This is a genomic window from Pantoea sp. PNA 14-12 (genome assembly GCF_004364735.1).
Taxonomy (GTDB): Bacteria; Pseudomonadota; Gammaproteobacteria; order Enterobacterales; family Enterobacteriaceae; genus Pantoea; species Pantoea stewartii.
On sequence record NZ_SOAJ01000001.1, the window covers coordinates 398,133 to 421,725 of the forward strand.

Below are 23,593 nucleotides of genomic sequence, written 5' to 3' on the forward strand. Positions count from 1 at the left end.
ACAATACTGTGCATCATTACTGGTATTATATCCAGTATTTTTTTCTGGCAAAATTGCCATAGCAGAGTAAAATAATGGGCTGCCCGCCGTCTTTCTTCTGCAGGAACCGCATTCATGAGTAAAGATTTTAAACTGAACTCCGCTTTCAAGCCTTCTGGCGATCAGCCGGAAGCGATCCGCCGTCTGGAAGCCGGACTGGAAGACGGCCTGGCGCACCAGACGCTGTTAGGCGTAACCGGATCGGGTAAAACCTTTACCGTTGCTAACGTTATTGCCGACCTGAATCGTCCTACCATGGTGCTGGCTCCTAATAAGACGCTGGCGGCGCAACTGTATGGCGAGATGAAGGAGTTCTTTCCCGAAAACGCCGTAGAGTTTTTTGTCTCGTACTATGACTACTACCAGCCCGAAGCTTACGTGCCCAGTTCGGATACCTTTATCGAAAAGGATGCGTCGGTTAACGAACATATCGAGCAAATGCGCCTCTCCGCGACGAAAGCGTTGCTGGAACGGCGCGACGTGATTGTTGTGGCCTCCGTGTCTGCCATCTACGGCCTGGGCGATCCCGATCTGTATCTGAAAATGATGCTGCACTTAACGCGCGGCATGATTATCGATCAGCGCAGCATCCTGCGTCGCCTGTCGGAGTTGCAGTACACGCGTAACGATCAGGCGTTTCAGCGCGGGACGTTCCGGGTCCGGGGCGAAGTCATTGATATCTTCCCGGCCGAATCTGACGATATGGCCCTGCGGGTTGAATTATTCGATGAAGAGGTGGAGCGGCTGTCCCTGTTTGACCCGCTTACCGGTCAGGTCGAATCGGTAGTGCCGCGCTTTACCATTTACCCTAAAACGCACTACGTCACGCCACGTGAGCGTATCCTGCAGGCCATGGAAGACATCAAGGTTGAACTGGCCGAACGGCGCAAGATCCTGCTGGAAAACAACAAACTGCTGGAAGAGCAGCGTATTACCCAACGGACGCAGTTTGACCTCGAAATGATGGGGGAGCTGGGATACTGCTCAGGTATCGAAAACTACTCCCGCTATCTGTCTGGCCGCGGACCGGGGGAAGCGCCGCCGACCTTATTTGACTATCTGCCGGCGGATGGCCTGCTGGTCGTCGATGAGTCGCACGTAACCATTCCGCAGATTGGCGGCATGTACCGCGGGGACAGGGCGCGTAAAGAGACGTTAGTCGAATATGGCTTCCGCCTGCCTTCGGCGCTGGATAACCGCCCCATGAAGTTTGAAGAGTTCGAGGCGCTGGCCCCTCAGACCATTTATGTCTCCGCCACGCCAGGCAAATACGAGCTGGAAAAATCGGGCGATGAGGTGATCGATCAGGTGGTGCGTCCGACGGGGCTGCTGGATCCGATCCTTGAGGTGCGGCCCGTGGCGACTCAGGTGGACGATTTGCTGTCAGAGATCCGCCAGCGCGTTAACGTCAATGAACGCGTACTGGTCACGGTGCTCACCAAACGTATGGCCGAAGACCTGACGGAGTACCTGGAAGAACACGGTGAAAAGGTACGCTATCTGCACTCTGACATCGATACCGTCGAGCGCATGGAAATTATTCGCGACCTGCGCCTGGGCAAATTTGATGTGCTGGTGGGCATCAACCTGCTGCGTGAAGGGCTGGATATGCCGGAAGTCTCGCTGGTGGCCATTCTGGATGCCGATAAAGAGGGCTTCCTGCGTTCCGAGCGCTCCCTGATCCAGACCATCGGGCGCGCTGCACGTAACATCAATGGTAAAGCGATCCTCTACGGCGATAAGATCACGCCTTCCATGGCGCGCGCCATTGAAGAAACCGAGCGCCGTCGTGAGAAGCAGCAGCGCTACAACGAAGAGAATGGCATCGTACCGCAGGGCCTGAATAAGAAAATCACCGATATTCTGGAACTGGGCAATAACGTGGTGAAAACGCGGGGTAAAGCCAAACCCGGCAAGCGCAACGCCGCCGAGACAGAGACGGATTACCTGGCGTTGTCACCGCAGGCGTTGCAGAAAAAGATTCACGAACTGGAAGGGCAGATGCAGCAGCATGCGCAAAACCTGGAGTTCGAACAGGCTGCTGGCCTGCGCGATCAGCTCCAGGAACTGCGCACCTTGTTTATCGCGGTGTCCTGAGTCAGTTAAACCGCTGGATGGCGTGCTCCAGCGCGCCGCGCAGCAGCTGGCGGTCGTGACGATATTTAATATCTGCGGCCTCCAGCGGCTCCTGGATGATCAGGCGGTTGTCGATCAGACTGACGTCCGTGGCCGGTCCGACAACCACGGCGTCGATGACCCGTTTACCAATCGCCTCTTCCATTATTCTCAGCTTATCCGCCACGGTCAGCGCCGCCGCCGCCGGACTGAGTTCACGGCCCAGGTTGCCGATAAACACCATGTTCGCGGGCGTGCGGCGCAGTGCCTGCGCCATTTCTTTCATTAACAGAATGGGCATCAGGCTGGTGTAGAAGCTGCCTGGCCCAATCAGAATCAAATCGGCTTCTGCAACGGCATCGAGCGCTTCGCGCGTCGGTTGCACCACAGGATGCAGCATTAACGCCTGTGGTGGTGCGCGCATCTCATCGATGGCGGTTTCACCATAAACGGCATTGCCTTCGTCATCCGTTGCCATCAAATCCACCGGATGTTCAGACATCGGGATTAAAAACGCGTCAACTTTTAGCAGATTTCGGATGATATTGACCACTTCCAGCGGACGCACGCTCAGATGATCCAGCGCTTTCAGTATTAAATTGCCCAGATTGTGCCCGGCCAGTTCGCCATTGCCGGTAAAGCGGTATTCGAACATCGCGGACGCGACGCTGGGCTCGGTAATCAACTGGTTAATGCAGTTGCGCAGATCGCCCCAGGCGATACCGCCTTCAGCCCGACGGATGCGGCCGGTGGAGCCACCGTTATCAGTGGTGGTAACGATGCCGGTCAGGCGCGAACCCAGTGGTGACAAGGCCGACATCACGCGACCTAATCCATGTCCGCCGCCCAGTGCCACGACGCGATCCAGGTCCGCCAGTGTTCGATTCATATTTCTCCTTTTTCGCGTCTGCAGAGGCGTGAAACGCGCAGGGTGCAGACGAGGATGATGTGTGTCAGTTTATGACCGGCAGTTTACCGTATCCCGGGCGCGAAATACGGTGAAAGTTAACGTTACTGCGCACACAGAGTAAAAGCCGTGGATGGCGCATTTACCCTAATCGCGCTACCATCTGTATACCGCGTTAATCAGCCGGTTAACGTACACTCAAGCCTGAATGCCTACGTCTGCGGATAGGGGATTCAGGCCGTAGCCTACGCGCTGCCAGGGTGCAGGAAGAAATGACTGCATCTCCCGAACTGGAAAGGTGTTCTCTGGTGTCACAATTTACTGATGCATTTGCGCGTAAGTTTTATTACTTGCGCCTCTCGGTCACGGATGTCTGTAATTTCCGTTGTACCTATTGCCTGCCGGAGGGTTATCAGCCAAACGGTATCCGCAATAAAAGCTTTCTCTCACTGGATGAAATTCGCCGTGTCACGCGCGCCTTTGCGGCGGCGGGCACTGAAAAAGTGCGTCTGACCGGCGGTGAGCCCTCTTTACGTCGTGATTTCACCGACATTATCGCCGCGGTTAACGAAAATGCTGCGATTCGCCAGATTGCGGTCACCACCAACGGCTACCGACTGGCGCGCGATGTTAAGCAGTGGCGCGACGCGGGACTGACCGCGTTGAACGTCAGCGTGGACAGCCTTGATGCACGTCAGTTTCATGCGATTACCGGTCAGGACAAGTTCCACCAGGTGATGGCCGGGATTGACGCGGCTTTTGAGGCGGGTTTTAGCCAGGTCAAAGTCAACAGCGTGCTGATGCGCGATGTCAACAGCCACCATCTGGCGACCTTTCTTGACTGGATCCGTACGCGTCCCATCCAGCTGCGTTTTATCGAACTGATGGAAACCGGCGAGGGCGGTGCGCTGTTTCGCCAGCAGCATATTTCGGGCGAAGTTATCCGCGATCAGCTGATTGCTCAGGGCTGGCAGCGTCGTATCAGCGGCCGCAGTGATGGCCCGGCCCAGGTGTTTTATCATCCGGATTACGTTGGTGAAATCGGGCTGATCATGCCGTATTCCAAAGATTTCTGCGCCAGCTGCAACCGTCTGCGGGTTTCCGCACAGGGAAATTTGCATCTCTGCCTGTTTGGCGATGGCGGGATTCCTTTACGCGATCTGCTGGCCTCTGACGACCAGCAAGATGACCTTCAGGCACGCATTGCGAGCAGCCTGGGCCAGAAGAAGCAGACGCATTTCCTGTTACAGGGAAATACCGGTATTACACAAAATCTTTCTTATATTGGCGGTTAACTGCAGGAGCAGACATGGGCAAATCAGCCAGCACGTTTCAACCGTTACAGCTCGCTATGCTGACGGTCTCTGACAGCCGTGATGCCAGCAGCGATACCTCCGGCGATTATCTGCGTGAAGCGGCAGCCGAGGCGGGCCACAGCGTGATCGATCACGCCATTGTTCCCGACAATGTTTACCGTATTCGCGCGATTGTGTCGCGCTGGATCGCCAGTGAAGATGTCCAGGTGGTCATTATTAATGGCGGCACCGGCTTCAATGCGAAAAACAGCACGCCTGAGGCGCTGCTGCCGTTGTTCGATCGGGAGATTGACGGCTTTGGCGAGCTGTTCCGCATGGTGTCTTACGAAGACATTGGCGGCTCGACATTGCAGTCCCGTGCGGTGGCCGGTCTGGCTAACCAGACGTTGATCTTTGCGGTCCCGGGCTCAACGTCAGCCTGTACCACCGCGTGGGAACGCATCATCGCTGACCAACTGGATGCGCGTACGCGTCCCTGCAATTTTGTCACTCATTTAAAGAAGCTTTAAGCATGTCACAACTTACCCACATCAACGCCGCGGGCGAAGCCCACATGGTGGATGTTTCCACCAAAGACGATACGGTACGCGAAGCGCAGGCCGACGTGCTGGTACTGATGAAGCCAGAAACGTTACAGATGATCATGGAAGGCCGTCACCATAAGGGTGATGTGTTCGCCACAGCGCGCATTGCCGGTATTCAGGCGGCAAAACGCACCTGGGAACTGATCCCACTCTGTCATCCGCTTATGCTGAGCAAAGTGGAGATCAACCTGGTCGCGGAACCCGAATTGAACCGGGTTCGCATCACCTCGCTGTGTCGGCTGACGGGGAAAACCGGGGTAGAAATGGAAGCCCTGACGGCGGCTTCCGTGGCGGCGCTGACCATCTATGACATGTGCAAAGCCGTCCAGAAAGATATCGTGATTGATCGGCTGCGCCTGCTGCATAAAAGCGGCGGCAAAAGCGGCGATTTTCAGGCGGCAGCCCATGATTAAGGTACTGTTTTTTGCGCAGGTGCGGGAGCTGGTGGGCACGGACTCGCTGACGCTGGCCGCCGACTATCCCGACGTCGCGGCGCTGCGGACAGCGTTGTCTCAGCAGGGCGAACGCTGGGCGCTGGCGCTCGACAGCGAACGATTACTGGCGGCGGTTAACCAGACACTACGCCCCATGACGCACCCTTTACAGGACGGCGATGAAGTCGCCTTTTTCCCACCCGTTACCGGAGGATAAATGGACACGCAAATTCGGGTCGGTCCCGCGCCCTTTGCGATGGCGCAGGAATACCAGTGGCTGGCAGGGTGCGACGAAGACGGCGCGGTTGTCACGTTCACGGGCAAAGTGCGCAATCACAACCTGGGCGATGATGTTGCGGCCCTGACGCTGGAACATTATCCCGGTATGACCGAGAAGGCGCTGCAGGAAATTACTGACGAGGCGCGCCAGCGCTGGCCGCTTCAGCGCGTCTCTGTCATCCACCGCATTGGTGAACTGTTTCCCGGCGATGAGATTGTCTTTGTCGGCGTCACCAGTGCGCACCGCAGCAGCGCCTTTGCCGCTGCGGAATTCATCATGGATTACCTGAAAACCCGCGCCCCGTTCTGGAAACGGGAAACCACCGGGCAGGGCGATCGCTGGGTCGATGCACGCAGCAGCGATCACGAGGCTGCGCAGCGCTGGGATTAAGGCGTACCACGCTGTTCGGCGGGAGCAAACTGCGTGTTGCCGTGCGCGTGTTCACCGCCGCCTTGTCCTCGCCGAAGCTGAATAACGTCACCGTCCTGCCAGGCATTGGCGCCGGGCACCACGGGATGTGCGACGATATCCGCCCGTTCAGCACGAATTTTTTGACTGTCGATGTCAAAACGGCGGTCGCGATCGGCCAGCAAGCGCGCATCCATTTGCCCGTCGGCGGTAAAGCCCATCATCAGCGCCGGAATGCCAATGGGCAGTTGCTTGTCGCGGTCGGTGTGCCAGGTATGCCAGGTTTTCCCGTACGTGTTGACGATGCGCGTCATCAGCGCTTTTTCTGCGACGGCCGGCAGGCCGGGCGCGACCAGTGAACCGGATTTCACCTCGTACTGATGACTGTGCCACAGTTTTTTCTCTTCGGCGGGCAGGGTGCGGTACAGGCGCTCACTGATAATATATTCCACGCCCATCAGGCGCGCATCGCGCGTATTACCGTCATAAATCACCGCCTGCATCACATCATCATTCAGGACCGTCACATAGTGATGGGCTTCCATCTGGCCGTTCTTGTCGCCGTTATAGAAATGAAAACCATCCAGATAGGCATTGATCGCATCAATGGGCGGGCGGGACTGCAGCACGGCCGCGCCGCTGTCCAGCGCTTTTAGCGTCGGTGAAGTGGGGGCGCCCGGCGAACTGACCTGAGCCGGTGTGTTATTGCCGCCGCAGCCGGCCAGCAGCAGGCTCAGTGCGATAAGTGTCCAGTGTTTTGACATAAAACATCCCTTTTTCGTGAAAAGAGATAACCTTAGTTCATATAATCGCATCTGCCCTGCGAAGCGGCGCAGTGTTAAGCTACTCTTTTTGCCTCAGAGGACAGGTATGTCATTCATTTCATTCCCCAAACGCCTGACGTTGCTCGCTATCCTGATACTGGCGGGCTGTAGCAGCAAAAAAACACCAGAAGCGCCCGCCAGGCAACCTGAGGATGTCAAAGCGCAGATTCAGCGCCTGCTGCCCGCCGGTGTCAGCGATAAATCAGGCTGGGCTGACGATATCTATACGTCGTTCCGTACCCAGGGCCTGACCGCCAGCGACAGTAATTTGTGCGCAGTTATTGCGGTGGCGGGCCAGGAGTCAGGATTTGACGCCAACGGCACCGTACCCGGTATGGCAAAAATCGCCTGGGAGGAGATCGACCGCCGGGCGGCGAAGGTGCATGTTCCGGCGTTTTTAGTGCGCACCGCGCTGTTAATCAAGTCCAGTAATGGCGAAAGCTACGCTGCGCGGCTGGATAAGGCGAAAAGTGAAAAAGATCTGAGCGCCATTTTCGACGACTTTATTGAGATGGTGCCCATGGGGCAGAAGCTGTTTGGCAACCTCAATCCTGTTCATACCGGCGGACCGATGCAGGTGAGTATTGCGTTTGCAGAAGCCCATGCCAAAGGCTATCCATGGCCGGTTGACGGTTCCATTCGCCGTGAAGTTTTCACGCGTCATGGCGGCGTCTATTTCGGCACAATGCACCTGCTGGGCTATCCGGCTGACTACAGCAAGCCGCTTTACCGGTTCGCGGACTACAATGCGGGCTGGTACGCCAGCCGCAATGCGGCGTTCCAGGCGGCGGTAGCCCGCGCGACAGGGATGAAGCTGGCGCTGGATGGCGATCTGATTCAGTATGGTTCGGACACGCCAGGATCGACGGAGCTGGCGGTGCGGACGCTGGCGAAACGCATTGATATGAGCAACCGCGAAATCCGCCACGATCTGGATCGGGGCGAAAAGGCGGACTTCAGCGACAGCGATCTGTGGAAGCAGGTTTTTACGCTGGCAGACAAGATGGCCGGAAAGCCTTTGCCACGGGAAATGTTGCCGGGCATCAGACTTGAAAGTCCTAAAATTACCCGCAATTTAACCACGGCGTGGTTTGCTCAACGCGTCGACAGTCGTTATCAGCAGTGCCTGTCACGTCGATAAGTACGGCGTTGTGGCACAGTTGAACAGAGCTGTGCCACACTTACTCAGACAGCCCGTTTTGGGGCACAACATATTTGTTTAACAAGAGGTGCATCATGGACCGATATCCACAGAATGATTCAATAGTTCAGCCTGCATCTCGTGGGTTGCAGGCTTATATGGCACAGGTTTATGGCTGGATGACCTGTGGTTTGTTACTCACTGCCTTCGTCTCCTGGTTTGCCGCGCGCACACCGGCGGTGATGGAGCTGGTGTTTGCAAATCGCATCACCTTCTTCGGCCTGATCATTGTCCAACTGGCGCTGGTGTTCTTCCTCTCAGGTATGGTGCATCGCCTGAGCGGGGCCGTGGCGACGGGGTTATTTATGCTCTATTCGGCCCTGACCGGGCTGACCATGGCCAGTATCTTTCTGGTGTACACCTATTCGTCCATTGCCAGCACGTTCTTCGTCACGGCCGGGATGTTTGGTGCCATGACGTTCTACGGCTACACCACAAAACGTGATTTAAGCCGCCTGGGCAGTCTGCTGTTTATGGCGCTGATTGGTATTCTGCTGGCCTCGCTGGTGAACTTCTGGCTGAAAAGCCCGGCATTGATGTGGGCCATTACCTACATCGGTGTGGTGGTGTTTGTTGGCCTGACCGCGTATGACACGCAGAAACTGAAAAATATCGGTGAGCAGATTGATGCGCGTGACACGGAAAACCTGCGCCGCTACTCAATCATGGGCGCGCTGACGCTCTATCTTGATTTTATCAACCTGTTCCTGATGCTGCTGCGTATTTTTGGCAACCGCCGTTAAAAAACAGGCTGCTCTGGTGAACCAGAGCAGCCTGTTTACTACGATTTTTGTAGCTTCTGCTCGTTCTTATGGCGCATATGTTTCGCACGGCTCTCCAGTCCCAGATACAGCACCAGTGCCAGGAGCAACGGCAAAATAAAGTACAGCACGCGGTAAGCCAGCAGCGCGGCGATGATGGTCCCGTGTGAAAGGTTCTCGCCGCCCAGCAGCGCCACGAATACCGCTTCAAGCACCCCAATCCCCGCCGGAATATGAATAATTACGCCTGCGATACTACTGATTAACAGTACGCCCAGCACCATGGGATAACCGGCATCCCGGCCCAGCAGCAGCCAGATAATCGTGCCCATAACCAGCCAGTTGGCGCAGGAGACGGCAAACTGAAACAGCGCCATGCGCAGGGAAGGCAACTGCAGGGTTTGCCCTTTCACTTTCCAGCGACGACGTTTAGAAAACGCGCACGCCCAGAGATAAAACGCGACGAGCACCAGCAGCGCGGCACCAATAAGCCGTAGTGTGGTTTCGCCGATAAACCAGCCGCCGGGAATCGGGACCAGGCCTGCGCTAAAGATCACGCCCGCCAGCAGGATGTAGCCCAGCCAGTTAGTGGCGATGCTGAGGGAGAAAATGCGCGTAATCGTCGCACTGTCCAGGCCGAGCCGCGAATAGAGCCGGTAGCGCATAGCGACACCGCCAACCCAGGTACTGAGCGTCAGATTAAAGGCGTAGCAGATAAATGACACCAGCATTACCTGACGTTTGGCCAGCTTATGACCACAGTAGGCCCGACCAATCAGGTCGTAGCAGCCGTAAACCAGATAACTGACGATAACCAGTGCCGCCGCGGTCAGCACCACAAAGCGGTTGTAGTTAACAATGACCTTATAGACGTCATCCCAGTTCACTTTGCGTGCATAGATCACCAGCAGCACAATGACGGCGACGAAGAAGAGCCCGGTCAGGATTTTTTTTGCCAGTTTCCAGCGTGGATGCGTGTTTGCCATCAGGAATTGGCTCCTTCATTGTTGGCTTCGACGCGATCTTGCGTCTCCATTTCGGGCTGAACCGGCGGATCCACCTGAGCCAGCTTTGGCGTATGCGCCGGTAACCAGCCGGCGATAGCCGGGAAGTGACGCAGAAAGTGGAACACGACAACGCCTTTCGTCAGCTGCCACCAGGTGCGTGGTGGTAACTTATCCTCTTCGACGCGCTGACAGTCTTCAGCCAGTAAATGCTCAAGATTATCGCGTAATGTCTGGTTAAAGTTGCGATCGTGAATGATCAGGTTGGCTTCAAGATTGAGGGACAAACTCAAGGGATCGAGGTTGCTTGAGCCAACGGTAGCCCACTGCTGATCTTTCACCGCCACTTTGCCATGCAGCGGTCGGCGGCAATATTCATAGACTTCCACGCCCGCATCCACCAGATAGTTATAAAGCAGCTCAGCGCCCACTTTCACAATCGGCATATCCGGCTCACCCTGCACAATCAATCGCACGCGTACGCCGCGCTGTGACGCATTGCGCATCTCCTTAAGCAAACGGTAGCCAGGGAAAAAGTAGGCGTTGGCGATAATGACGTCCTGTTTGGCGGTGCGCAGCATGTCCAGATAATGCTGCTCAATATCATCCCGGTGCTGATCGTTGTCGCGATAGACAAACAGGACCTGCGCGTCGCCGGGCAGGGTGTTTTTGGCCGGACGATGTGAACGCTGTCCCCACCAGCGGCGAGTGGTGGCCTGACTGCCAATCGCCTCTTGCAGGTAGCGGGTAATGTCGGCGACCACCGGACCTTTGACCTCCACGGTATAATCCTGTTTGGCTTCCGGGCCAAAATCCGTGTAGTGCTCGGCGGAAAAGTTGATGCCGCCGACAAAGGCGATAACGCCGTCCACGACCACAGTTTTACGGTGCAGACGGCGAAAGACGTTAGTTCGCATGCCCATGATCAGCGGACGCGGATCGTAATAGATAAAGCGCACGCCCGCCTGCGTCAGACTGTTGACATAACTCTGGGACAGCTCGGAGGAGCCGTAGCCATCGACCATCATTTCGACCTTGACGCCGCGCTGCGCCGCCGCCAGCAGCACCTTGTGCAGGGCGTTGCCCACATCGTCTTCGAACAGGATAAAGGTTTCCAGCAGTACGCTGTGTTCGGCACGTGCAATCGCGCCAAATACCCGGGGGAAAAATGCGTCCCCGTTTTCCAGCAGGCGCAGTTTGTTGCCGTCTTGCCACTCAAAATTCATAGATGGATCTCCACCGCCAGCGGCGCGTGATCGGAAAGGTGTGACCAGGGTTTACGCGGCAATGCCCAGGGTTGACTGATCGTCGCATTGCGCACGTAAATACGATCCAGTCGCAGAAGGGGAAAGCGTGCCGGAAACGTCCGCGCAGGTCGTCCGCTTTTCAGGCTAAAGACCTCTTTTAGTCCCGCCCCTTTTTGCAGTATGTTGTTGGCTCGCCCCTGCCAGTCGTTAAAGTCACCGGCGACGACGACAGGTGCGTCAGCGGGTAACGCCATCACCATGTCGTTTAACATCGCCAACTGGGCACGACGGTGCGCCTCTTTCAGCCCCAGGTGCACACAGATGACATGCAGCGTGCCCCGACCATCGGGCAGGGTAAGCTGGCAATGCAACATGCCGCGATTTTCGCTCCCGGCAATTGAAACATCGCGATTGTCGTACTCAGCAATGGGAAAACGCGACAGCACGGCGTTGCCATGATGTCCCTCTGGGTAAACCGCATTGCGCCCATAGGCAAAATCGTTCCACATCGTGTCGGCCAGAAACTCGTAGTGGGAGGTATCAGGCCAGTTTTCATGTTGCAGAGGGTGAATGTCATGGGTTCCCATCACCTCCTGCAAAAAGACGATATCTGCTGACGTTGCGCGCACCGCTTCACGCAATTCGGGCAAGATGAAGCGTCGGTTAAACGGGGCAAAACCTTTATGGGTATTAATCGTCAGGACTTTAAATGAAAATCCTTGCTTGATTTGTGGCATACTCGCGACGCGCTCCTTTTCATCTTCATCAACAACAAAGTGTAGTCTTTGTCACAAATGGAGGGTGAAGAAGAGGAATAATTAGGGCGTTATCTGAAATTTGCTTTACATTGAGAAACCGTCCCTGGCCGGTTACGGTTGCATTTGTGCAACGTGCCAGGTCTGCAGGAGAGAGAAATGAAATTGTCGAATCGCTTTCAAATTATTACCGGTCAAACCTGGGCCCACATCGCGATGCACCTGCTGGTGATTGCCGCACTGGTCTGGGGCTGGAAACATAAAGCACTGGTCGAAGTGTGCAGTACCCTGGTGGTGGCCTATGCAGCGGTGTTTATCGCCATGCTGATCACGCAGCGTAGTGCCCGTTTACGTACCCTGGGTGATTACCTGGAAGAAGCGACCACCACGTACTATTTCGGTGCCGCGATGATGACGCTGTTCCTGGTGTCGCGCATTTTCCACAACAACTTACTGTTAGCCAGCCTTGGCGTGGTGATGTTGTTGGGGCCCGCGCTGGTGTCGTTGCTGGCGAAAGAGCCGGCAGGACGCATTGAGAAAAAACGCAGCTGAATCAGGCTGTCGCGCTAAAAAAGCCACCGCAAGGTGGCTTTTGTCGTTGGGAGATATGTAATCAATTGTGAGCTATCTCGCACAGGGGCGGTAAAGCTGTTACACTCCGCCGCTTATGCATCGTAGTTTGCACCCTTTTCACGCGTCAGCCTCAGCTGGCGTCACTATCCCTCTGAAAACTACACCGCCAAACGCGGTCAGAGTGGACCGGAGTAATACTCGTCATGTCTTTTGACTCTCTCGGCCTGAGTGCCGATATTCTGCGTGCGGTAGCTGAGCAGGGCTACAGCGAACCGACGCCTGTTCAGCGCCAGGCGATTCCTGTTGTGCTGTCCGGCCGCGATCTGCTGGCAAGCGCCCAGACCGGCACCGGCAAAACCGCCGGGTTTACCTTACCTTTATTACAGAAACTGTCCGAGAATACCGGAACAGTGCGTGGCCGTCGTCCGGTGCGCGCGCTGATTCTGACACCGACCCGTGAACTGGCCGCTCAGGTCGGTGAAAACGTCAGCGACTACAGCAAATATCTTCCGCTGCGTTCGCTGGTGGTGTTTGGCGGCGTCAGCATCAACCCGCAGATGATGAAGCTGCGCGGCGGCGTCGATATTCTGGTGGCCACGCCGGGCCGTTTACTGGATCTGGCTCATCAAAACGCCGTTGACCTGTCTCAGGTTGAAGTGCTGGTACTGGATGAAGCGGATCGCATGCTTGATATGGGCTTTATCCACGATATCCGCCGCGTACTGGCCAAACTGCCAGCTAAACGTCAGAACCTGCTGTTCTCGGCGACGTTCTCAGATGAGATCAAAACCCTGGCAGAAAAACTGCTGCACAACCCGGAGCAGGTTGAAGTCGCGCGCCGCAATACCGCGTCTGAGCAGGTTTCTCAGCAGGTGCATTTTGTTGACAAAAAGCGCAAGCGGGAACTGCTGTCTCAGCTGATTGGCGAAGGTAACTGGCAGCAGGTGCTGGTCTTTACCCGCACCAAGCACGGTGCCAATCACCTTGCCGAACAGCTGGGTAAAGACGGCATTACGGCCGCCGCCATCCACGGTAACAAGAGTCAGGGCGCACGTACCCGTGCACTGGCCGACTTCAAATCCGGCGCGATTCGTGTGCTGGTTGCGACGGATATCGCGGCCCGCGGTCTGGATATTGAAGAACTGCCGCACGTCGTGAACTATGAATTGCCAAACGTGCCTGAAGACTACGTACACCGCATTGGGCGTACCGGTCGTGCCGCCGCAACGGGTGCAGCGCTGTCGCTGGTTTGCGTCGACGAACACAAACTGTTGCGTGATATTGAGCGCTTGCTGAAGCGTGAAATTCCACGACTGGCTGTGCCGGGCTATGAGCCGGATCCCAGCATCAAAGCGGAACCGATTGTGAACGGCCGCCAGTCACCGTCTTCACGCGGCCGTGGTCGGGGGCAGGGCGGACAAGGTGCCGGCGCGGCGCGTCCTCAAGGGGACAAGCGTGCGCAGCCGCGTCGTCAGGGACCCGCAGCGGGCCAGTCTGACAAGCCTGCGTCTCGTCCACGTCGGCCCGCGCCTAAACGCAGCGGAAACGTCTGATCATGCGGGTTTTACTGGCACCCATGGAGGGCGTACTGGATTCTCTGGTGCGCCAGCTGTTGACGGACGTCAACGACTACGATTTGTGCATCACGGAATTTTTGCGCGTCGTCGACCAACTGCTGCCGGTAAAATCCTTCTATCGCCTTTGTCCCGAACTGCATCATGCCAGCCGGACGCCGTCGGGTACGCTGGTTCGTCTGCAACTGCTGGGGCAGCATCCCGAGTGGCTGGCGGAAAACGCGGCCCGCGCGGTTGAGCTGGGCTCGTGGGGCGTGGATCTGAACTGCGGTTGCCCGTCGAAGCTGGTCAACGGCAGCGGCGGCGGGGCGACGCTGTTAAAAGATCCCGACTTAATCTACCGCGCGGCCAAAGCCATGCGGGCAGCTGTACCTGACTCCTTGCCCGTTACGGTTAAGGTGCGCCTGGGCTGGGATTCCAGCGCCCGCAGCATGGAAATTGCGGATGCGGTAGCGCAGGCAGGTGCCAGCGAACTGGTCGTCCACGGCCGTACCAAAGAAGACGGCTACCGTGCTGAGGCTATTAACTGGCAGGCGATTGGCGAGATTCGTCGGCGACTGTCTATTCCGGTTATCGCGAATGGCGAAATCTGGGACTGGCAAAGCGCCCAGGATTGTCTGCGAATCACAGGCTGTGATGCGGTGATGATTGGGCGTGGTGCGCTTAACGTGCCTAACCTGAGCCGGGTCGTCAAATACAATGATGCGCCCATGGCCTGGCCGGAGGTGGTGGTGCTCCTGCAACAATATACCCGGCTTGAAAAACAGGGTGATACGGGCATGTACCATGTCGCACGTATCAAACAGTGGCTGGGCTATTTGCGTAAAGCCTACGTCGAAGCGGGTGAGCTGTTCGCTGAGATTCGCGCCTTAAAAACCTCAGCCGATATTGCTACGGCGATTGACCGCTATGCGGCATTACAGCGGCAGACCTGTCAGTTCTCTTCAGCCTCACCGGAAGTGAGAGCGGGACAGCGCGGCGCTTAGCCGCGCACGCGATCAATACTTTTCTGGCACGATCATATTTTCCGGCACCTCGTTGCGGTGGTAGTCCTGTGAGCGTTCACGCGGCGGCAGAATGATTTCGTCGTGTGGGGCGGCTTCATAAGGCACCTGCTGCAAAAGGTGGCTGATGCAGTTAAGGCGCGCCCGTTTCTTGTCTACGCCCTGAACAACCCACCAGGGGGCTTCCTGAATATGGGTGCGGCTCAGCATCTCTTCTTTTGCTTCCGTGTAATCTTCCCAACGGCGGCGGCTTTCCAGATCCATTGGGCTGAGCTTCCACTGCTTGAGGGGATCGTGGATACGGCTCATGAAGCGCAGCTCCTGCTCCTCGTCCGTGATCGAAAACCAGTACTTAATGATTTGAATCCCGCTGCGGGTCAGCATTTTTTCAAACTCGGGCACGCTGCGATAAAACTCCGCCACGTCGGCATCACTGCAAAATCCCATGACGCGCTCCACGCCTGCCCGGTTGTACCAGCTGCGGTCGAACAGCACCATCTCGCCCGCGGCGGGCAGATGCGCGATATAACGCTGAAAGTACCACTGGGTTTTTTCACGATCGTTGGGCGCGGGCAGCGCAGCCACCCGGCAGGTGCGCGGATTAAGGCGTTGCGTAATGCGCTTAATCACGCCTCCTTTACCGGCCGCATCGCGACCCTCAAACAGAATGACCAGCCGATGGCCGGTGCGCATTACCCAGTCCTGTAGCTTCACCAGCTCGCCCTGCAACTGCAGCAGCTCGCGAAAATAACGACGGCGCCAGGCTTTTTCATCGCTGCCCGTGGGCGCGGCCTCGCTAAAGCGCAGATCGTCCAGCTCCAGCTCCAGCTCCAGCTCTTCGTCGTAGCTGTCATAGAACTCCTGCATTAAACGCTGATTAAAAGCGTCGCGATTGAAACTGTTGTCGTGTGTTGCCATGACAATTCACCTGGTCAGATATGAATGAACAGCCCGTAGAGCAGGGCAGAAAGTAAAATCGAGACCGGCAGCGTCAATATCCAGGCGACGGCAAGATTGCGCAGGGTGGACATCTGCAGGCCAGAGCGGTTCGCCGCCATGGTGCCCGCCACGCCGGATGAGAGCACATGCGTCGTGGAGACCGGCAGACCAAAGGCATCGGCCGCGCCGATGGTCGCCATCGCCACCAGTTCGGCGCTGGCCCCTTGCGCATAGGTCAGATGGGTTTTGCCGATGCGCTCACCCACGGTGACCACAATACGTCGCCAGCCCACCATGGTGCCCAGCCCCAACGCGATTGCCACCACCACCTTCACCCACATCGGAATAAAGCGTGTGGCGCTGTCCAGCTCTGTTTTCACCGCCTTCAGGTTACGTGCCGTCTCATCGGGGAGCGAGACATGGGCGGTTTGCAGGTGCTTGATCGATTCTGCGGCCAGGTACATTTGATTGCGGGTATTGGTTACGGACTGGGCCGGAATATTGTCCATCGAGCCGTAGCGGCGAATCTGGTCGCTGATATCCCGTAACGTCATGCCAAGCGCGGGCAAGACGTTCGGATTGACCGTGTCAGTGCTGACAAAGGCCGTCAACACATTGCGTGAATCCGGGGTGGGCGTGGCGGCCGGTTGAATATGCAGTAACTGGCGCGCCGTCACGTCACTCAGTGCGGCAACGCGCGGGATTTGCTCGGGCGGAAGTGAACGGTTCAGTGCATAGGCGATGGGCATGGTGCCGACCAGGATCAGCATGATGAGTCCCATCCCTTTCTGCCCGTCATTCGACCCGTGAGCAAAGGAGACGCCGGTGCAGGTCAGAATCAGCAGGCCACGAATCCAGACCGGCGGCGGCTCGTTGCTGTGCGGGGCTTCGTACAACTGGCGGTTACGAATCAACAGCTTCATGGCCCACAGCAGCAGGGCGGCGCAGACGAAGCCCACGACGGGCGAGAGCAGTAAGGCATAGCCGACCTTCAGCGCCTGATCCCAGTCAACGCCACTCAGGCCACTGCGACCATGCAACATCGCATTCGCCACACCCACGCCAATAATCGAGCCAATTAAAGTATGTGACGACGACGAGGGCAGGCCAAAGTACCAGGTGCCCAGATTCCAGATAATCGCCGAGAACAGCAGGGCGTAAATCATGGCAAAGCCGTTGCCGCTGCTGGCCTGCAGGATGAGTTCGACGGGCAGAAGCGAAATAATGCCAAACGCGACCACGCCGCTGGAAAGCATCACGCCAAGAAAGTTGCACAGCCCTGACCAGACGACGGCCGCACCGGGCGTCAGCGAATGCGTGTAGATCACCGTAGCGACCGCGTTGGCGGTATCGTGAAACCCGTTAACGAATTCAAAGCCCAGCGCAATCAGCAGCGCCAGGCCGAGCAGAAAGAAAGGCACATAACTGGTGACGGGCGTGTTAGTTTTTTCCACATCGTGAAACAGATTAAATCCGGCAAAGGCCAGACCGGCTATTAACAGGACATAAAAAGCCGTTTTGGTTGCGCGGCTGCCTTTGCCGTTGAAATCGGGACGTCCCTGCGTCGTGCCTGAAGAGGATAAACTGTTTTCGCTCATGCCGTACCTCTTAGCGGATGCAGATGCGGAGTTACATCTGGTTAACGCTGTGTGATACCCGCTTTTTATGACAAAAAAATGATCCAGGCGGCACAGGTCATTTTGCTGTAACAAAACTTCAGCAGGCTGTGGATCTTAATTGATGATGCTGACAGGATTGCCATGGCGACAGACGTTGTTCTCACCCCACAAAAACGTGATTTTGATGATGATGTGGCCGGACTCATCCATGGTTATCGCTTTTCTCCTGATGCCCTCCCTCAACGCCTGAATGCCCGTGAAGCGGTAAAACTCGGTGAACACCCTCCTGAAGAAGGCTTTCTCTGGTTACATATCAATCTGAATCACGCGCGGGCACAGCACTGGGTGCAGGGCCACTTTCAGGTTGATGATGATTTTTTTGACGAGATTCATTCCGCCTCGCCGCGCACCCGGTTAGCGGAACAAAGCAATGCCCTGCTGGCGGTACTGAACGACGTCACGCTGAGCCAGGAAAATCGCAGTACGCAAAATGCGACCCTGTGGATCTGGTGCCGTCATAATCTGGTCGTGAGCGCACGTTATCGCTCGTCAGTGATGATCGAAAAGATGCAGCAGGGGCTGGCGAAGCATAATTTTCCCAGTGCGGAGGCCCTGTTACTTTACCTGCTCGGTGAACAGGAGTTGCAGCTGGAAATGGTGGTGCGTCGCATCAGCCAGGTAGTCGATAACATTGAAGAGCGTTTATTAAGTCCGGCAATCAAGGCCAATCGCAGTGAGCTGGGGCATTACCGGCGCATGCTGCTGCGCATTCAGCGCCTGCTGGCACCCGAACCGGCGGCGCTGTTCCGGTTGCTTAACCGCCCACCCGCCTGGCTCAACCGCGACACGCTCCGCGAGCTGCGGGCGTTCACGGAAGAATTTAGCGTGGTGCTGAACGACCTGGCCAGCCTGATGGAGCGCATCCGTCTGCTGCAGGAGGAAATTGCAGCACGGTTGATGGAGCAGAGTAACCGGACACTTTATCTGCTGACCGTGATTACGGTGCTTGCACTGCCGATTAACATTGTGGCGGGATTTTTTGGTATGAACGTGGGCGGCATTCCGCTGGCGTCGAACCCGCACGGGTTTTTACTGCTGGTTCTGATCGTCCTGGCCTTCACGCTGCTGGCCGGCTGGCTGAGTTTTCGCCGTCCGTCCAGATAGTGGTGTTGACAGTGGAGCCCGTGACCAATAAAAAAGCCAGCGTGGCTATCGCCAACGCTGGCTTTTCACTGACCTGACGACCGGGCCTGAATGGCTGGCCCGTAACAGGCGAATGTTACTGCGCCGGCTGTGGCTGGGCAGGTTGCGACTGCTGTGGTTGCTCTGGCTGCGGCTGCGAAGGCTGCACAGGTTGAGCCTGTTGCGGCGCGGGCTCTGACTGGACCGCGACCGGGTTAGCAGGCTGCGACATCACTGGCGTCATGGGCTCTTCTTTCGGCTCAGCATCTTCACCTTCGTTGAAGGGAACAGGCGCAGGGGCCACGCTGTTTTCTGGCGCATTAACCTGTACAGGCATACCAGAGCGGTTCTGGATGGCCTTATCAACCTGAGACTGATTCACGCTACCGTCTACCAGTACTTTGCCAACCGCCTGAGTCAGCGTAATCGGCACCAGTTCACGAGAGTTAAACTGCTCTTCCGTGGTCGACAGCGGATTATGCACTTCCATCCAGCGTGAACCGTCTGGCTCAACAGACGCTTTCACCGGCTGGTTGATAAACTGCACGCGCGTGCCAACTGGCACGTGATCGAACAGCCATTTGATATCATCGGCACGCAGGCGGACACAGCCGTGGCTGACGCGCAGGCCGATACCAAAGTTGGCGTTGGTGCCGTGAATGGCGTACAGACGCCCGATGTAGAGCGCATACAGCCCCATTGGGTTATCCGGGCCTGCCGGGAACACAGCCGGCAGATTTTCGCCACGTGATGCATATTCAGCGTGCATCGCTTTGGTAGGCGTCCAGGTCGGGCCATCTTTTTTACGTTGAACGGTTGTCGTCCAGTTCAGCGGCGTATCTTTCCCCAGCTCACCAATACCGATAGGCAGAACGACCACGGTTTTCGAGCCTTTCGGGTAGTAATAAAGACGCATTTCAGCACTGTTAATCACGATGCCTTCACGCGGGGCGTCAGGCAGGAGTAACTGCTGAGGAATAATCAGTTTGCTGCCAGGCTTAGGCAGATAAACGTCAACACCCGGATTGGCTTCCAGCATATTGCTGAGGCCCATCTGGAACTGTGCTGCAAAAGCTTCCAGAGGCAGTTTACTGTCCTGAGGAATCGTAATCTCAATGTTTTGCCCGGTCAGACGGCTGTTCGCCGGCGGTAAGGGATAAACAACCGCAAGGGCTGACTGACTGAATGCCGCCAAAGCCAATGCAAGTGAAGCGAACGCGCGAATGCTTTTTTTCATATTTTACAAGTCTTTATCGCCATGTTTCAGGCTTGTCAATGTATCGAACCCATGCTGGTCACTATGACCTGCTGCGCATTATATGTTCATTAAACTGATGTTGTGAATCAGGATTTTTACCGCATCGAAATACTTTACCTGACTTACCTGCGTTATCCGCCTTTGTTCATTAACATTTTGGGCGAAATACGCCCTCTACGGCTGCCATAACGTGACATCTCCGTTTAGCTTGCGGTTCAGGAAAAAAGCGGCGCTAATCAGGGCGAGATGCGTCAGCGCCTGCGGCATATTGCCTAGTGCCTGGCCGTGGCTGTCGAACTCTTCGGCATATAACCCCAACGGATTAGCGTAGCTCAGTAATTTCTCGAACTCAAAATGGGCTTCGCGTACGCGTCCGGCACGTGCCAGACATTCGACGTACCAGAACGAGCAGGCACCAAATGAACCTTCTCCGCCAGTGAGCCCGTCCGCCGGGGTTTCATGGATGTTATAGCGGCGCACCATCCCATCGCTGACCAGATTCGCCTTGATGGCATCCAGCGTGGCAATCCAGTCAGGATCGGTTGCGCCGACAAAACGCACCAGCGGCATCAGCAGCATGGAGGCATCCAGGTAGTCGCCATGGCGGGTCGAAACAAAATGGCCGCGTTCGCTGTTCCAGAAGTTTTTCCAGATATCGTCGCGAATCTCGCGCCGGGTACGGTCCCACCGCTCATAAGGCATCGGCAGGGAACGTTTCATGCCAAGACGCAGCCCGCGATCCATGGCCACCCAGCACATCAAACGGGAGTGCAGGAAGTGCTCCGGTTCACCGCGCATTTCCCAGATGCCCGCATCCGGCTGATGCCAGTTATCACAGAGCCAGTCCAGCATCTCTGAGACATGGTTCCAGCCCCGTTGAGAGATGGCTTCACCATATTTATTGGCAAGGTAAATGGCGTCCATCAGTTCGCCATAGATATCCAGTTGTTTCTGTTGCCAGGCATCGTTGCCTATCCTGACCGGGCAGGAATCGGCATAGCCGGACAGGTTGAGCAGCGACATTTCCTGCAGTTCCGTGCTGCTGTCCAGGCGATACATCACCTGTAAACGCATCTCGTCATGATGGCTGTTTTCCACACAGCGACCAACCCATTCGGTGAAGTGCTTGGCCTCATCCACGTAGCCCAGGCGCATCAGCGCGTACATGCTGAAGGACGCATCGCGTATCCAGGAGGCACGGTAATCCCAGTTACGTTCGCCCCCCAGCTCCTCCGGCAGGCCAAAGGTTGCGGCGGCGGCAATGGAGCCGTGCTGCCAGGAGGTCAGCAGCTTCAGCACCAACGCTGAGCGCTGGACCATTTCCTGCCAGCGGCCACGATAGGTGCTGTGGCAACTCCACTCACGCCAGTAGCTCAGCGTCTCTTCGAAACAGTTCGCGGTCGCCAGTTTTTCAACGTGTGCGTCATTTACGCTGCCGAATTCAAATTCGGCGTGTTCGCCCGCTTTTAACTCGAAACTGGCGGTGGCGCTATTACCTTCCAGGGTCATCACGACCGTGGCGGCCAGCCGAAGCGAGGGCTGATCCGTCGCATGAAAATCGATACAACCGCGCTGAATCTCGGCGCGGGTTTCCGCGCGGGCGTAATCATGGCGAGGCGAACAGACCATGTTAAACCGGGCCTGACCCCGCACCATTTTCACCCGGCGGATAATGCGTGGCAGTTTGTCCTGACGATCGCAGATGGGCATGTAGTCAGTAATTTCGGCCACGCCTTCTTCGGCCAGCCAGCGCGTTTGCAGAATATTGGTATCCGGCAGGTAAATTTGTTGCCGACGGGCGTTTTGCCACTCGGGTGCGATTGAAAACAGGCCCGCTTCGTCACTGTCCAGTAAGGCCGAAAACACCGACGGGCTGTCCAGCTCCGGCCAGCAGAGATAGTCGATCGTGCCATCGTTTGCGACCAGTGCACAGGTGCGGAGATCACCTATGACACCATGATCGTCGATCTTGCGTTTAACCTTACTCATCGCGTTCTCCCTGTCAGTGTCTGACTTAACTATAGCCAGGTACCTGCATACCGCTTCGTTCGGGCACAGATCGTTAACCTGGCGAGCCCGTTGTTCGCGTCCGGCACAATTTTCAGCCCGGTATATACTTTTCATACACTTCCAGAGGAGACCGTTATGACAGCACCCCAACGAAAAGTGGCCATTGTGACCGCATCGGATTCGGGCATCGGCAGCCGTTGTGCTGAGATGTTAGCCGAACAGGGCTTTGATATTGGCATCACCTGGCGTTCAGACGAGGAAGGCGCACAGCGGACCGCCCGTCGGGTAGAAGAGACCGGACAACGGGCAGAGACGATTCAGCTCGATCTGGCCGATCCGCCAGAAGGCGGCAAGGTGTTGCAGCAGTTGATCGACAAACTGGGCCGTATTGATGTACTGGTCAACAATGCCGGGGCAAATTTTAAAGCCGACTTTATGGACGTGACCTGGGAAGACTGGCGTAAAACCTTCAGCGTGGATGTCGATGGCGTCTTTATCTGTGGGCAGGTGGCGGCACGTAACATGATCAAACAAGGGCAGGGCGGACGCATCATCAACATCACCTCTGTGCACGAGCATACGCCCCTGCCGGGCTCAGTGGCCTATACCGCGGCAAAACATGCGGCAGGCGGCCTGACCAAATCGATGGCGCTGAGTCTGCTGCCCCACAATATTCTGGTCAATGCGGTCGCCCCGGGGGCGATTGCGACGCCGATGAACAAGATGTCCGACGCGGATGCGCACAACGTAAAAATGCCGGAAATTCCTGCCGGCCGCCCTGGCGATACGCACGAAATTGCCAGTATGGTAGCCTGGCTGAGTTCCGAGTGGGCGACCTATACCACCGGTCAGTCGTTTATTATCGACGGCGGCTTTATGCTGGCCAACCCGCAGTTTAAAGGCTACTGATCGGCCCGGTGATGATTCCAGCGGCGAATCGCCCAGCGCAGCACAAACGCAAAGACCACCGCCGCGCCCAGCCATAGCAGGTGTTTAAAGTGTTGGTCGAGTTTGTGCAGCCAGGGGGCGATAATGCCGCCTGCAAAATAGCCGAGCGTAACAAACAGCAGTGCCCAGACAGCCGCCCCGGTGACGTTGAGGAGAAAAAACTTCAGCGGCTTCAGGCGGCTTGCGCCAATAATGATCGGCCCAATAATACGAAAGCCATACATAAAACGTGCGCCAATCACGAACAGGCTGGGACGACGCTTAATCAGGCGGTTCGCCTTCACCACTTTATCCTGATGTTTTTTAAAACGTCGCAAAATGCGGGTACCAAAACGCCGGCCAATCCAGTAGAGCATCTGATCGCCCACCACGCCGCCCGCCATCGCCGCCAGTACGACGCCACTGTAGTGCAGTAGTCCTTCGTGAGCGGCAACCCCGCCCAGCAGTAAAAACGTTTCACCCTCGGCAATACAGCCAATAAACAGCGCAAGGTAGCCGTACTGCGTAATTAACCCATTGATATCCAAATGCAAGGCTGAACTCCCTGTGTGAAGATTTTTCTTTCAGTCTATACCCGATTTGCCAGGACAGCGGATTAAGACCCCATAAGC

General features: G+C 56.5%; 23 protein-coding genes and 1 riboswitch. Of the genes, 13 read left to right on the plus strand and 10 right to left on the minus strand.

The annotated features are described in order from the left end of the window. The first annotated feature begins 114 nt into the window (after positions 1 to 114). Complete coding sequence (gene uvrB, locus C7434_RS02025) at positions 115 to 2,136, plus strand: excinuclease ABC subunit UvrB (RefSeq protein ID WP_033737734.1); 2,022 nt, start codon at positions 115 to 117, stop codon at positions 2,134 to 2,136. 1 nt (position 2,137) lies between these two features. On the opposite strand, the gene yvcK is transcribed toward uvrB, so the two are convergent. After that, entirely contained in the window at positions 2,138 to 3,043 is a 906-nt protein-coding gene (gene yvcK, locus C7434_RS02030; RefSeq protein WP_006118508.1) for a uridine diphosphate-N-acetylglucosamine-binding protein YvcK, read from the minus strand. A gap of 201 nt (positions 3,044 to 3,244) precedes the next feature. Then, a riboswitch (molybdenum cofactor riboswitch) is annotated at positions 3,245 to 3,378 on the plus strand. Between yvcK and moaA the strand changes: the two genes are divergently transcribed. The 5 genes from moaA to moaE all read left to right on the plus strand — a co-directional run bounded on the left by moaA (position 3,367) and on the right by moaE (position 6,065). Further along, the gene (gene moaA, locus C7434_RS02035) at positions 3,367 to 4,356 is read left to right on the plus strand and encodes a GTP 3',8-cyclase MoaA (protein WP_205949849.1); all 990 of its coding nucleotides are present in this window, start codon (positions 3,367 to 3,369) and stop codon (positions 4,354 to 4,356) included. Its footprint overlaps the riboswitch before it by 12 nt. 14 nt (positions 4,357 to 4,370) lie before the next feature. Next, positions 4,371 to 4,886, plus strand: coding sequence for a molybdenum cofactor biosynthesis protein B (moaB, locus tag C7434_RS02040; RefSeq protein WP_006118510.1), 516 nt, complete (start codon positions 4,371 to 4,373; stop codon positions 4,884 to 4,886). A 2-nt stretch (positions 4,887 to 4,888) separates the two neighbouring features. Continuing rightward, complete coding sequence (gene moaC / locus C7434_RS02045) at positions 4,889 to 5,374, plus strand: cyclic pyranopterin monophosphate synthase MoaC (protein WP_033737733.1); 486 nt, start codon at positions 4,889 to 4,891, stop codon at positions 5,372 to 5,374. Further along, positions 5,367 to 5,612 carry a molybdopterin synthase sulfur carrier subunit gene (moaD, locus tag C7434_RS02050; RefSeq protein WP_006118512.1) on the plus strand — a complete coding sequence of 82 codons (246 nt, stop codon included), beginning with the start codon at positions 5,367 to 5,369 and terminating at the stop codon, positions 5,610 to 5,612. The genes moaC and moaD overlap by 8 nt, the downstream gene beginning before the upstream one ends. Beyond that, entirely contained in the window at positions 5,613 to 6,065 is a 453-nt protein-coding gene (gene moaE / locus C7434_RS02055; protein WP_033737732.1) for a molybdopterin synthase catalytic subunit MoaE, read from the plus strand. On the opposite strand, the gene C7434_RS02060 is transcribed toward moaE, so the two are convergent. Beyond that, the gene (locus C7434_RS02060) at positions 6,062 to 6,847 is read right to left on the minus strand and encodes an OBAP family protein (protein ID WP_133745092.1); all 786 of its coding nucleotides are present in this window, start codon (positions 6,845 to 6,847) and stop codon (positions 6,062 to 6,064) included. The genes moaE and C7434_RS02060 overlap by 4 nt on opposite strands. A 106-nt stretch (positions 6,848 to 6,953) precedes the next feature. Here C7434_RS02060 and C7434_RS02065 point away from each other — a divergent pair, with 106 nt between their 5' ends. Both C7434_RS02065 and C7434_RS02070 read left to right on the plus strand, forming a co-directional pair. Further along, the gene (locus C7434_RS02065) at positions 6,954 to 8,048 is read left to right on the plus strand and encodes a DUF1615 domain-containing protein (protein ID WP_033737730.1); all 1,095 of its coding nucleotides are present in this window, start codon (positions 6,954 to 6,956) and stop codon (positions 8,046 to 8,048) included. A gap of 95 nt (positions 8,049 to 8,143) precedes the next feature. After that, positions 8,144 to 8,851, plus strand: coding sequence for a Bax inhibitor-1/YccA family protein (locus C7434_RS02070; protein WP_033737729.1), 708 nt, complete (start codon positions 8,144 to 8,146; stop codon positions 8,849 to 8,851). 38 nt (positions 8,852 to 8,889) lie between these two features. Here the strand turns inward: C7434_RS02070 and C7434_RS02075 are convergent, their stop codons facing one another. The 3 genes from C7434_RS02075 to C7434_RS02085 are packed head-to-tail and all read right to left on the minus strand — an operon-like array spanning position 8,890 to position 11,857. Continuing rightward, the gene (locus C7434_RS02075; protein ID WP_033737727.1) at positions 8,890 to 9,855 is read right to left on the minus strand and encodes a lysylphosphatidylglycerol synthase domain-containing protein; all 966 of its coding nucleotides are present in this window, start codon (positions 9,853 to 9,855) and stop codon (positions 8,890 to 8,892) included. Next, positions 9,855 to 11,099 (minus strand): cardiolipin synthase ClsB, encoded by a 1,245-nt coding sequence (gene clsB, locus C7434_RS02080; RefSeq protein WP_133745093.1) that lies wholly within the window; start codon positions 11,097 to 11,099, stop codon positions 9,855 to 9,857. Before clsB ends, C7434_RS02075 begins: the two co-directional genes overlap by 1 nt. Then, the gene (locus C7434_RS02085) at positions 11,096 to 11,857 is read right to left on the minus strand and encodes an endonuclease/exonuclease/phosphatase family protein (protein WP_006118519.1); all 762 of its coding nucleotides are present in this window, start codon (positions 11,855 to 11,857) and stop codon (positions 11,096 to 11,098) included. Before C7434_RS02085 ends, clsB begins: the two co-directional genes overlap by 4 nt. Before the next feature lie 177 nt (positions 11,858 to 12,034). On the opposite strand from C7434_RS02085, the gene C7434_RS02090 reads away from it, so the two are divergent. From C7434_RS02090 to dusC, 3 genes are all read left to right on the plus strand, one after another. Continuing rightward, positions 12,035 to 12,427 (plus strand): YbhQ family protein, encoded by a 393-nt coding sequence (locus C7434_RS02090; protein WP_033737724.1) that lies wholly within the window; start codon positions 12,035 to 12,037, stop codon positions 12,425 to 12,427. A gap of 224 nt (positions 12,428 to 12,651) precedes the next feature. Beyond that, a complete protein-coding gene (gene rhlE / locus C7434_RS02095; protein ID WP_033737723.1) occupies positions 12,652 to 14,001 on the plus strand; it encodes an ATP-dependent RNA helicase RhlE in 1,350 nt (449 codons plus the stop codon). A gap of 2 nt (positions 14,002 to 14,003) precedes the next feature. Next, the gene (gene dusC, locus C7434_RS02100) at positions 14,004 to 15,008 is read left to right on the plus strand and encodes a tRNA dihydrouridine(16) synthase DusC (RefSeq protein ID WP_052133227.1); all 1,005 of its coding nucleotides are present in this window, start codon (positions 14,004 to 14,006) and stop codon (positions 15,006 to 15,008) included. 12 nt (positions 15,009 to 15,020) lie between these two features. Here the strand turns inward: dusC and ppk2 are convergent, their stop codons facing one another. Together ppk2 and C7434_RS02110 are read right to left on the minus strand one after the other, a co-directional pair. Continuing rightward, positions 15,021 to 15,944 (minus strand): polyphosphate kinase 2, encoded by a 924-nt coding sequence (gene ppk2, locus C7434_RS02105; RefSeq protein ID WP_133745094.1) that lies wholly within the window; start codon positions 15,942 to 15,944, stop codon positions 15,021 to 15,023. Positions 15,945 to 15,958: 14 nt separating this feature from the next. Continuing rightward, positions 15,959 to 17,563, minus strand: coding sequence for an inorganic phosphate transporter (locus C7434_RS02110; RefSeq protein WP_133745095.1), 1,605 nt, complete (start codon positions 17,561 to 17,563; stop codon positions 15,959 to 15,961). A gap of 162 nt (positions 17,564 to 17,725) precedes the next feature. Between C7434_RS02110 and C7434_RS02115 the strand changes: the two genes are divergently transcribed. Beyond that, positions 17,726 to 18,748 (plus strand): transporter, encoded by a 1,023-nt coding sequence (locus C7434_RS02115; RefSeq protein WP_110267759.1) that lies wholly within the window; start codon positions 17,726 to 17,728, stop codon positions 18,746 to 18,748. Between the two features lie 115 nt (positions 18,749 to 18,863). Here C7434_RS02115 and C7434_RS02120 read toward each other — a convergent pair whose 3' ends face one another. Together C7434_RS02120 and C7434_RS02125 are read right to left on the minus strand one after the other, a co-directional pair. Next, positions 18,864 to 20,003 (minus strand): L,D-transpeptidase family protein, encoded by a 1,140-nt coding sequence (locus C7434_RS02120; RefSeq protein WP_006118563.1) that lies wholly within the window; start codon positions 20,001 to 20,003, stop codon positions 18,864 to 18,866. Between the two features lie 195 nt (positions 20,004 to 20,198). After that, positions 20,199 to 22,013, minus strand: a complete 1,815-nt coding sequence (locus C7434_RS02125; RefSeq protein WP_033737716.1) for a glycoside hydrolase family 15 protein — start codon at positions 22,011 to 22,013, stop codon at positions 20,199 to 20,201. A 156-nt stretch (positions 22,014 to 22,169) separates the two neighbouring features. Here C7434_RS02125 and C7434_RS02130 point away from each other — a divergent pair, with 156 nt between their 5' ends. Further along, positions 22,170 to 22,943 (plus strand): SDR family oxidoreductase, encoded by a 774-nt coding sequence (locus C7434_RS02130; RefSeq protein WP_033737715.1) that lies wholly within the window; start codon positions 22,170 to 22,172, stop codon positions 22,941 to 22,943. On the opposite strand, the gene C7434_RS02135 is transcribed toward C7434_RS02130, so the two are convergent. Further along, the gene (locus C7434_RS02135; protein ID WP_033737714.1) at positions 22,937 to 23,515 is read right to left on the minus strand and encodes a DedA family protein; all 579 of its coding nucleotides are present in this window, start codon (positions 23,513 to 23,515) and stop codon (positions 22,937 to 22,939) included. The genes C7434_RS02130 and C7434_RS02135 overlap by 7 nt on opposite strands. Positions 23,516 to 23,593 lie beyond the last annotated feature (78 nt).

Bases quoted from the DNA above. Each gene is read 5' to 3' on its own strand.
- uvrB (WP_033737734.1), top strand. From the start codon at position 115: ATGAGTAAAGATTTTAAACTGAACTCCGCTTTCAAGCCTTCTGGCGAT.
- yvcK (WP_006118508.1), bottom strand. From the start codon at position 3,043: ATGAATCGAACACTGGCGGACCTGGATCGCGTCGTGGCACTGGGCGGC.
- moaB (WP_006118510.1), top strand. From the start codon at position 4,371: ATGGGCAAATCAGCCAGCACGTTTCAACCGTTACAGCTCGCTATGCTG.
- moaC (WP_033737733.1), top strand. From the start codon at position 4,889: ATGTCACAACTTACCCACATCAACGCCGCGGGCGAAGCCCACATGGTG.
- moaD (WP_006118512.1), top strand. From the start codon at position 5,367: ATGATTAAGGTACTGTTTTTTGCGCAGGTGCGGGAGCTGGTGGGCACG.
- moaE (WP_033737732.1), top strand. From the start codon at position 5,613: ATGGACACGCAAATTCGGGTCGGTCCCGCGCCCTTTGCGATGGCGCAG.
- C7434_RS02060 (WP_133745092.1), bottom strand. From the start codon at position 6,847: ATGTCAAAACACTGGACACTTATCGCACTGAGCCTGCTGCTGGCCGGC.
- C7434_RS02065 (WP_033737730.1), top strand. From the start codon at position 6,954: ATGTCATTCATTTCATTCCCCAAACGCCTGACGTTGCTCGCTATCCTG.
- C7434_RS02070 (WP_033737729.1), top strand. From the start codon at position 8,144: ATGGACCGATATCCACAGAATGATTCAATAGTTCAGCCTGCATCTCGT.
- C7434_RS02075 (WP_033737727.1), bottom strand. From the start codon at position 9,855: ATGGCAAACACGCATCCACGCTGGAAACTGGCAAAAAAAATCCTGACC.
- clsB (WP_133745093.1), bottom strand. From the start codon at position 11,099: ATGAATTTTGAGTGGCAAGACGGCAACAAACTGCGCCTGCTGGAAAAC.
- C7434_RS02085 (WP_006118519.1), bottom strand. From the start codon at position 11,857: ATGCCACAAATCAAGCAAGGATTTTCATTTAAAGTCCTGACGATTAAT.
- C7434_RS02090 (WP_033737724.1), top strand. From the start codon at position 12,035: ATGAAATTGTCGAATCGCTTTCAAATTATTACCGGTCAAACCTGGGCC.
- rhlE (WP_033737723.1), top strand. From the start codon at position 12,652: ATGTCTTTTGACTCTCTCGGCCTGAGTGCCGATATTCTGCGTGCGGTA.
- dusC (WP_052133227.1), top strand. From the start codon at position 14,004: ATGCGGGTTTTACTGGCACCCATGGAGGGCGTACTGGATTCTCTGGTG.
- ppk2 (WP_133745094.1), bottom strand. From the start codon at position 15,944: ATGGCAACACACGACAACAGTTTCAATCGCGACGCTTTTAATCAGCGT.
- C7434_RS02110 (WP_133745095.1), bottom strand. From the start codon at position 17,563: ATGAGCGAAAACAGTTTATCCTCTTCAGGCACGACGCAGGGACGTCCC.
- C7434_RS02115 (WP_110267759.1), top strand. From the start codon at position 17,726: ATGGCGACAGACGTTGTTCTCACCCCACAAAAACGTGATTTTGATGAT.
- C7434_RS02120 (WP_006118563.1), bottom strand. From the start codon at position 20,003: ATGAAAAAAAGCATTCGCGCGTTCGCTTCACTTGCATTGGCTTTGGCG.
- C7434_RS02125 (WP_033737716.1), bottom strand. From the start codon at position 22,013: ATGAGTAAGGTTAAACGCAAGATCGACGATCATGGTGTCATAGGTGAT.
- C7434_RS02130 (WP_033737715.1), top strand. From the start codon at position 22,170: ATGACAGCACCCCAACGAAAAGTGGCCATTGTGACCGCATCGGATTCG.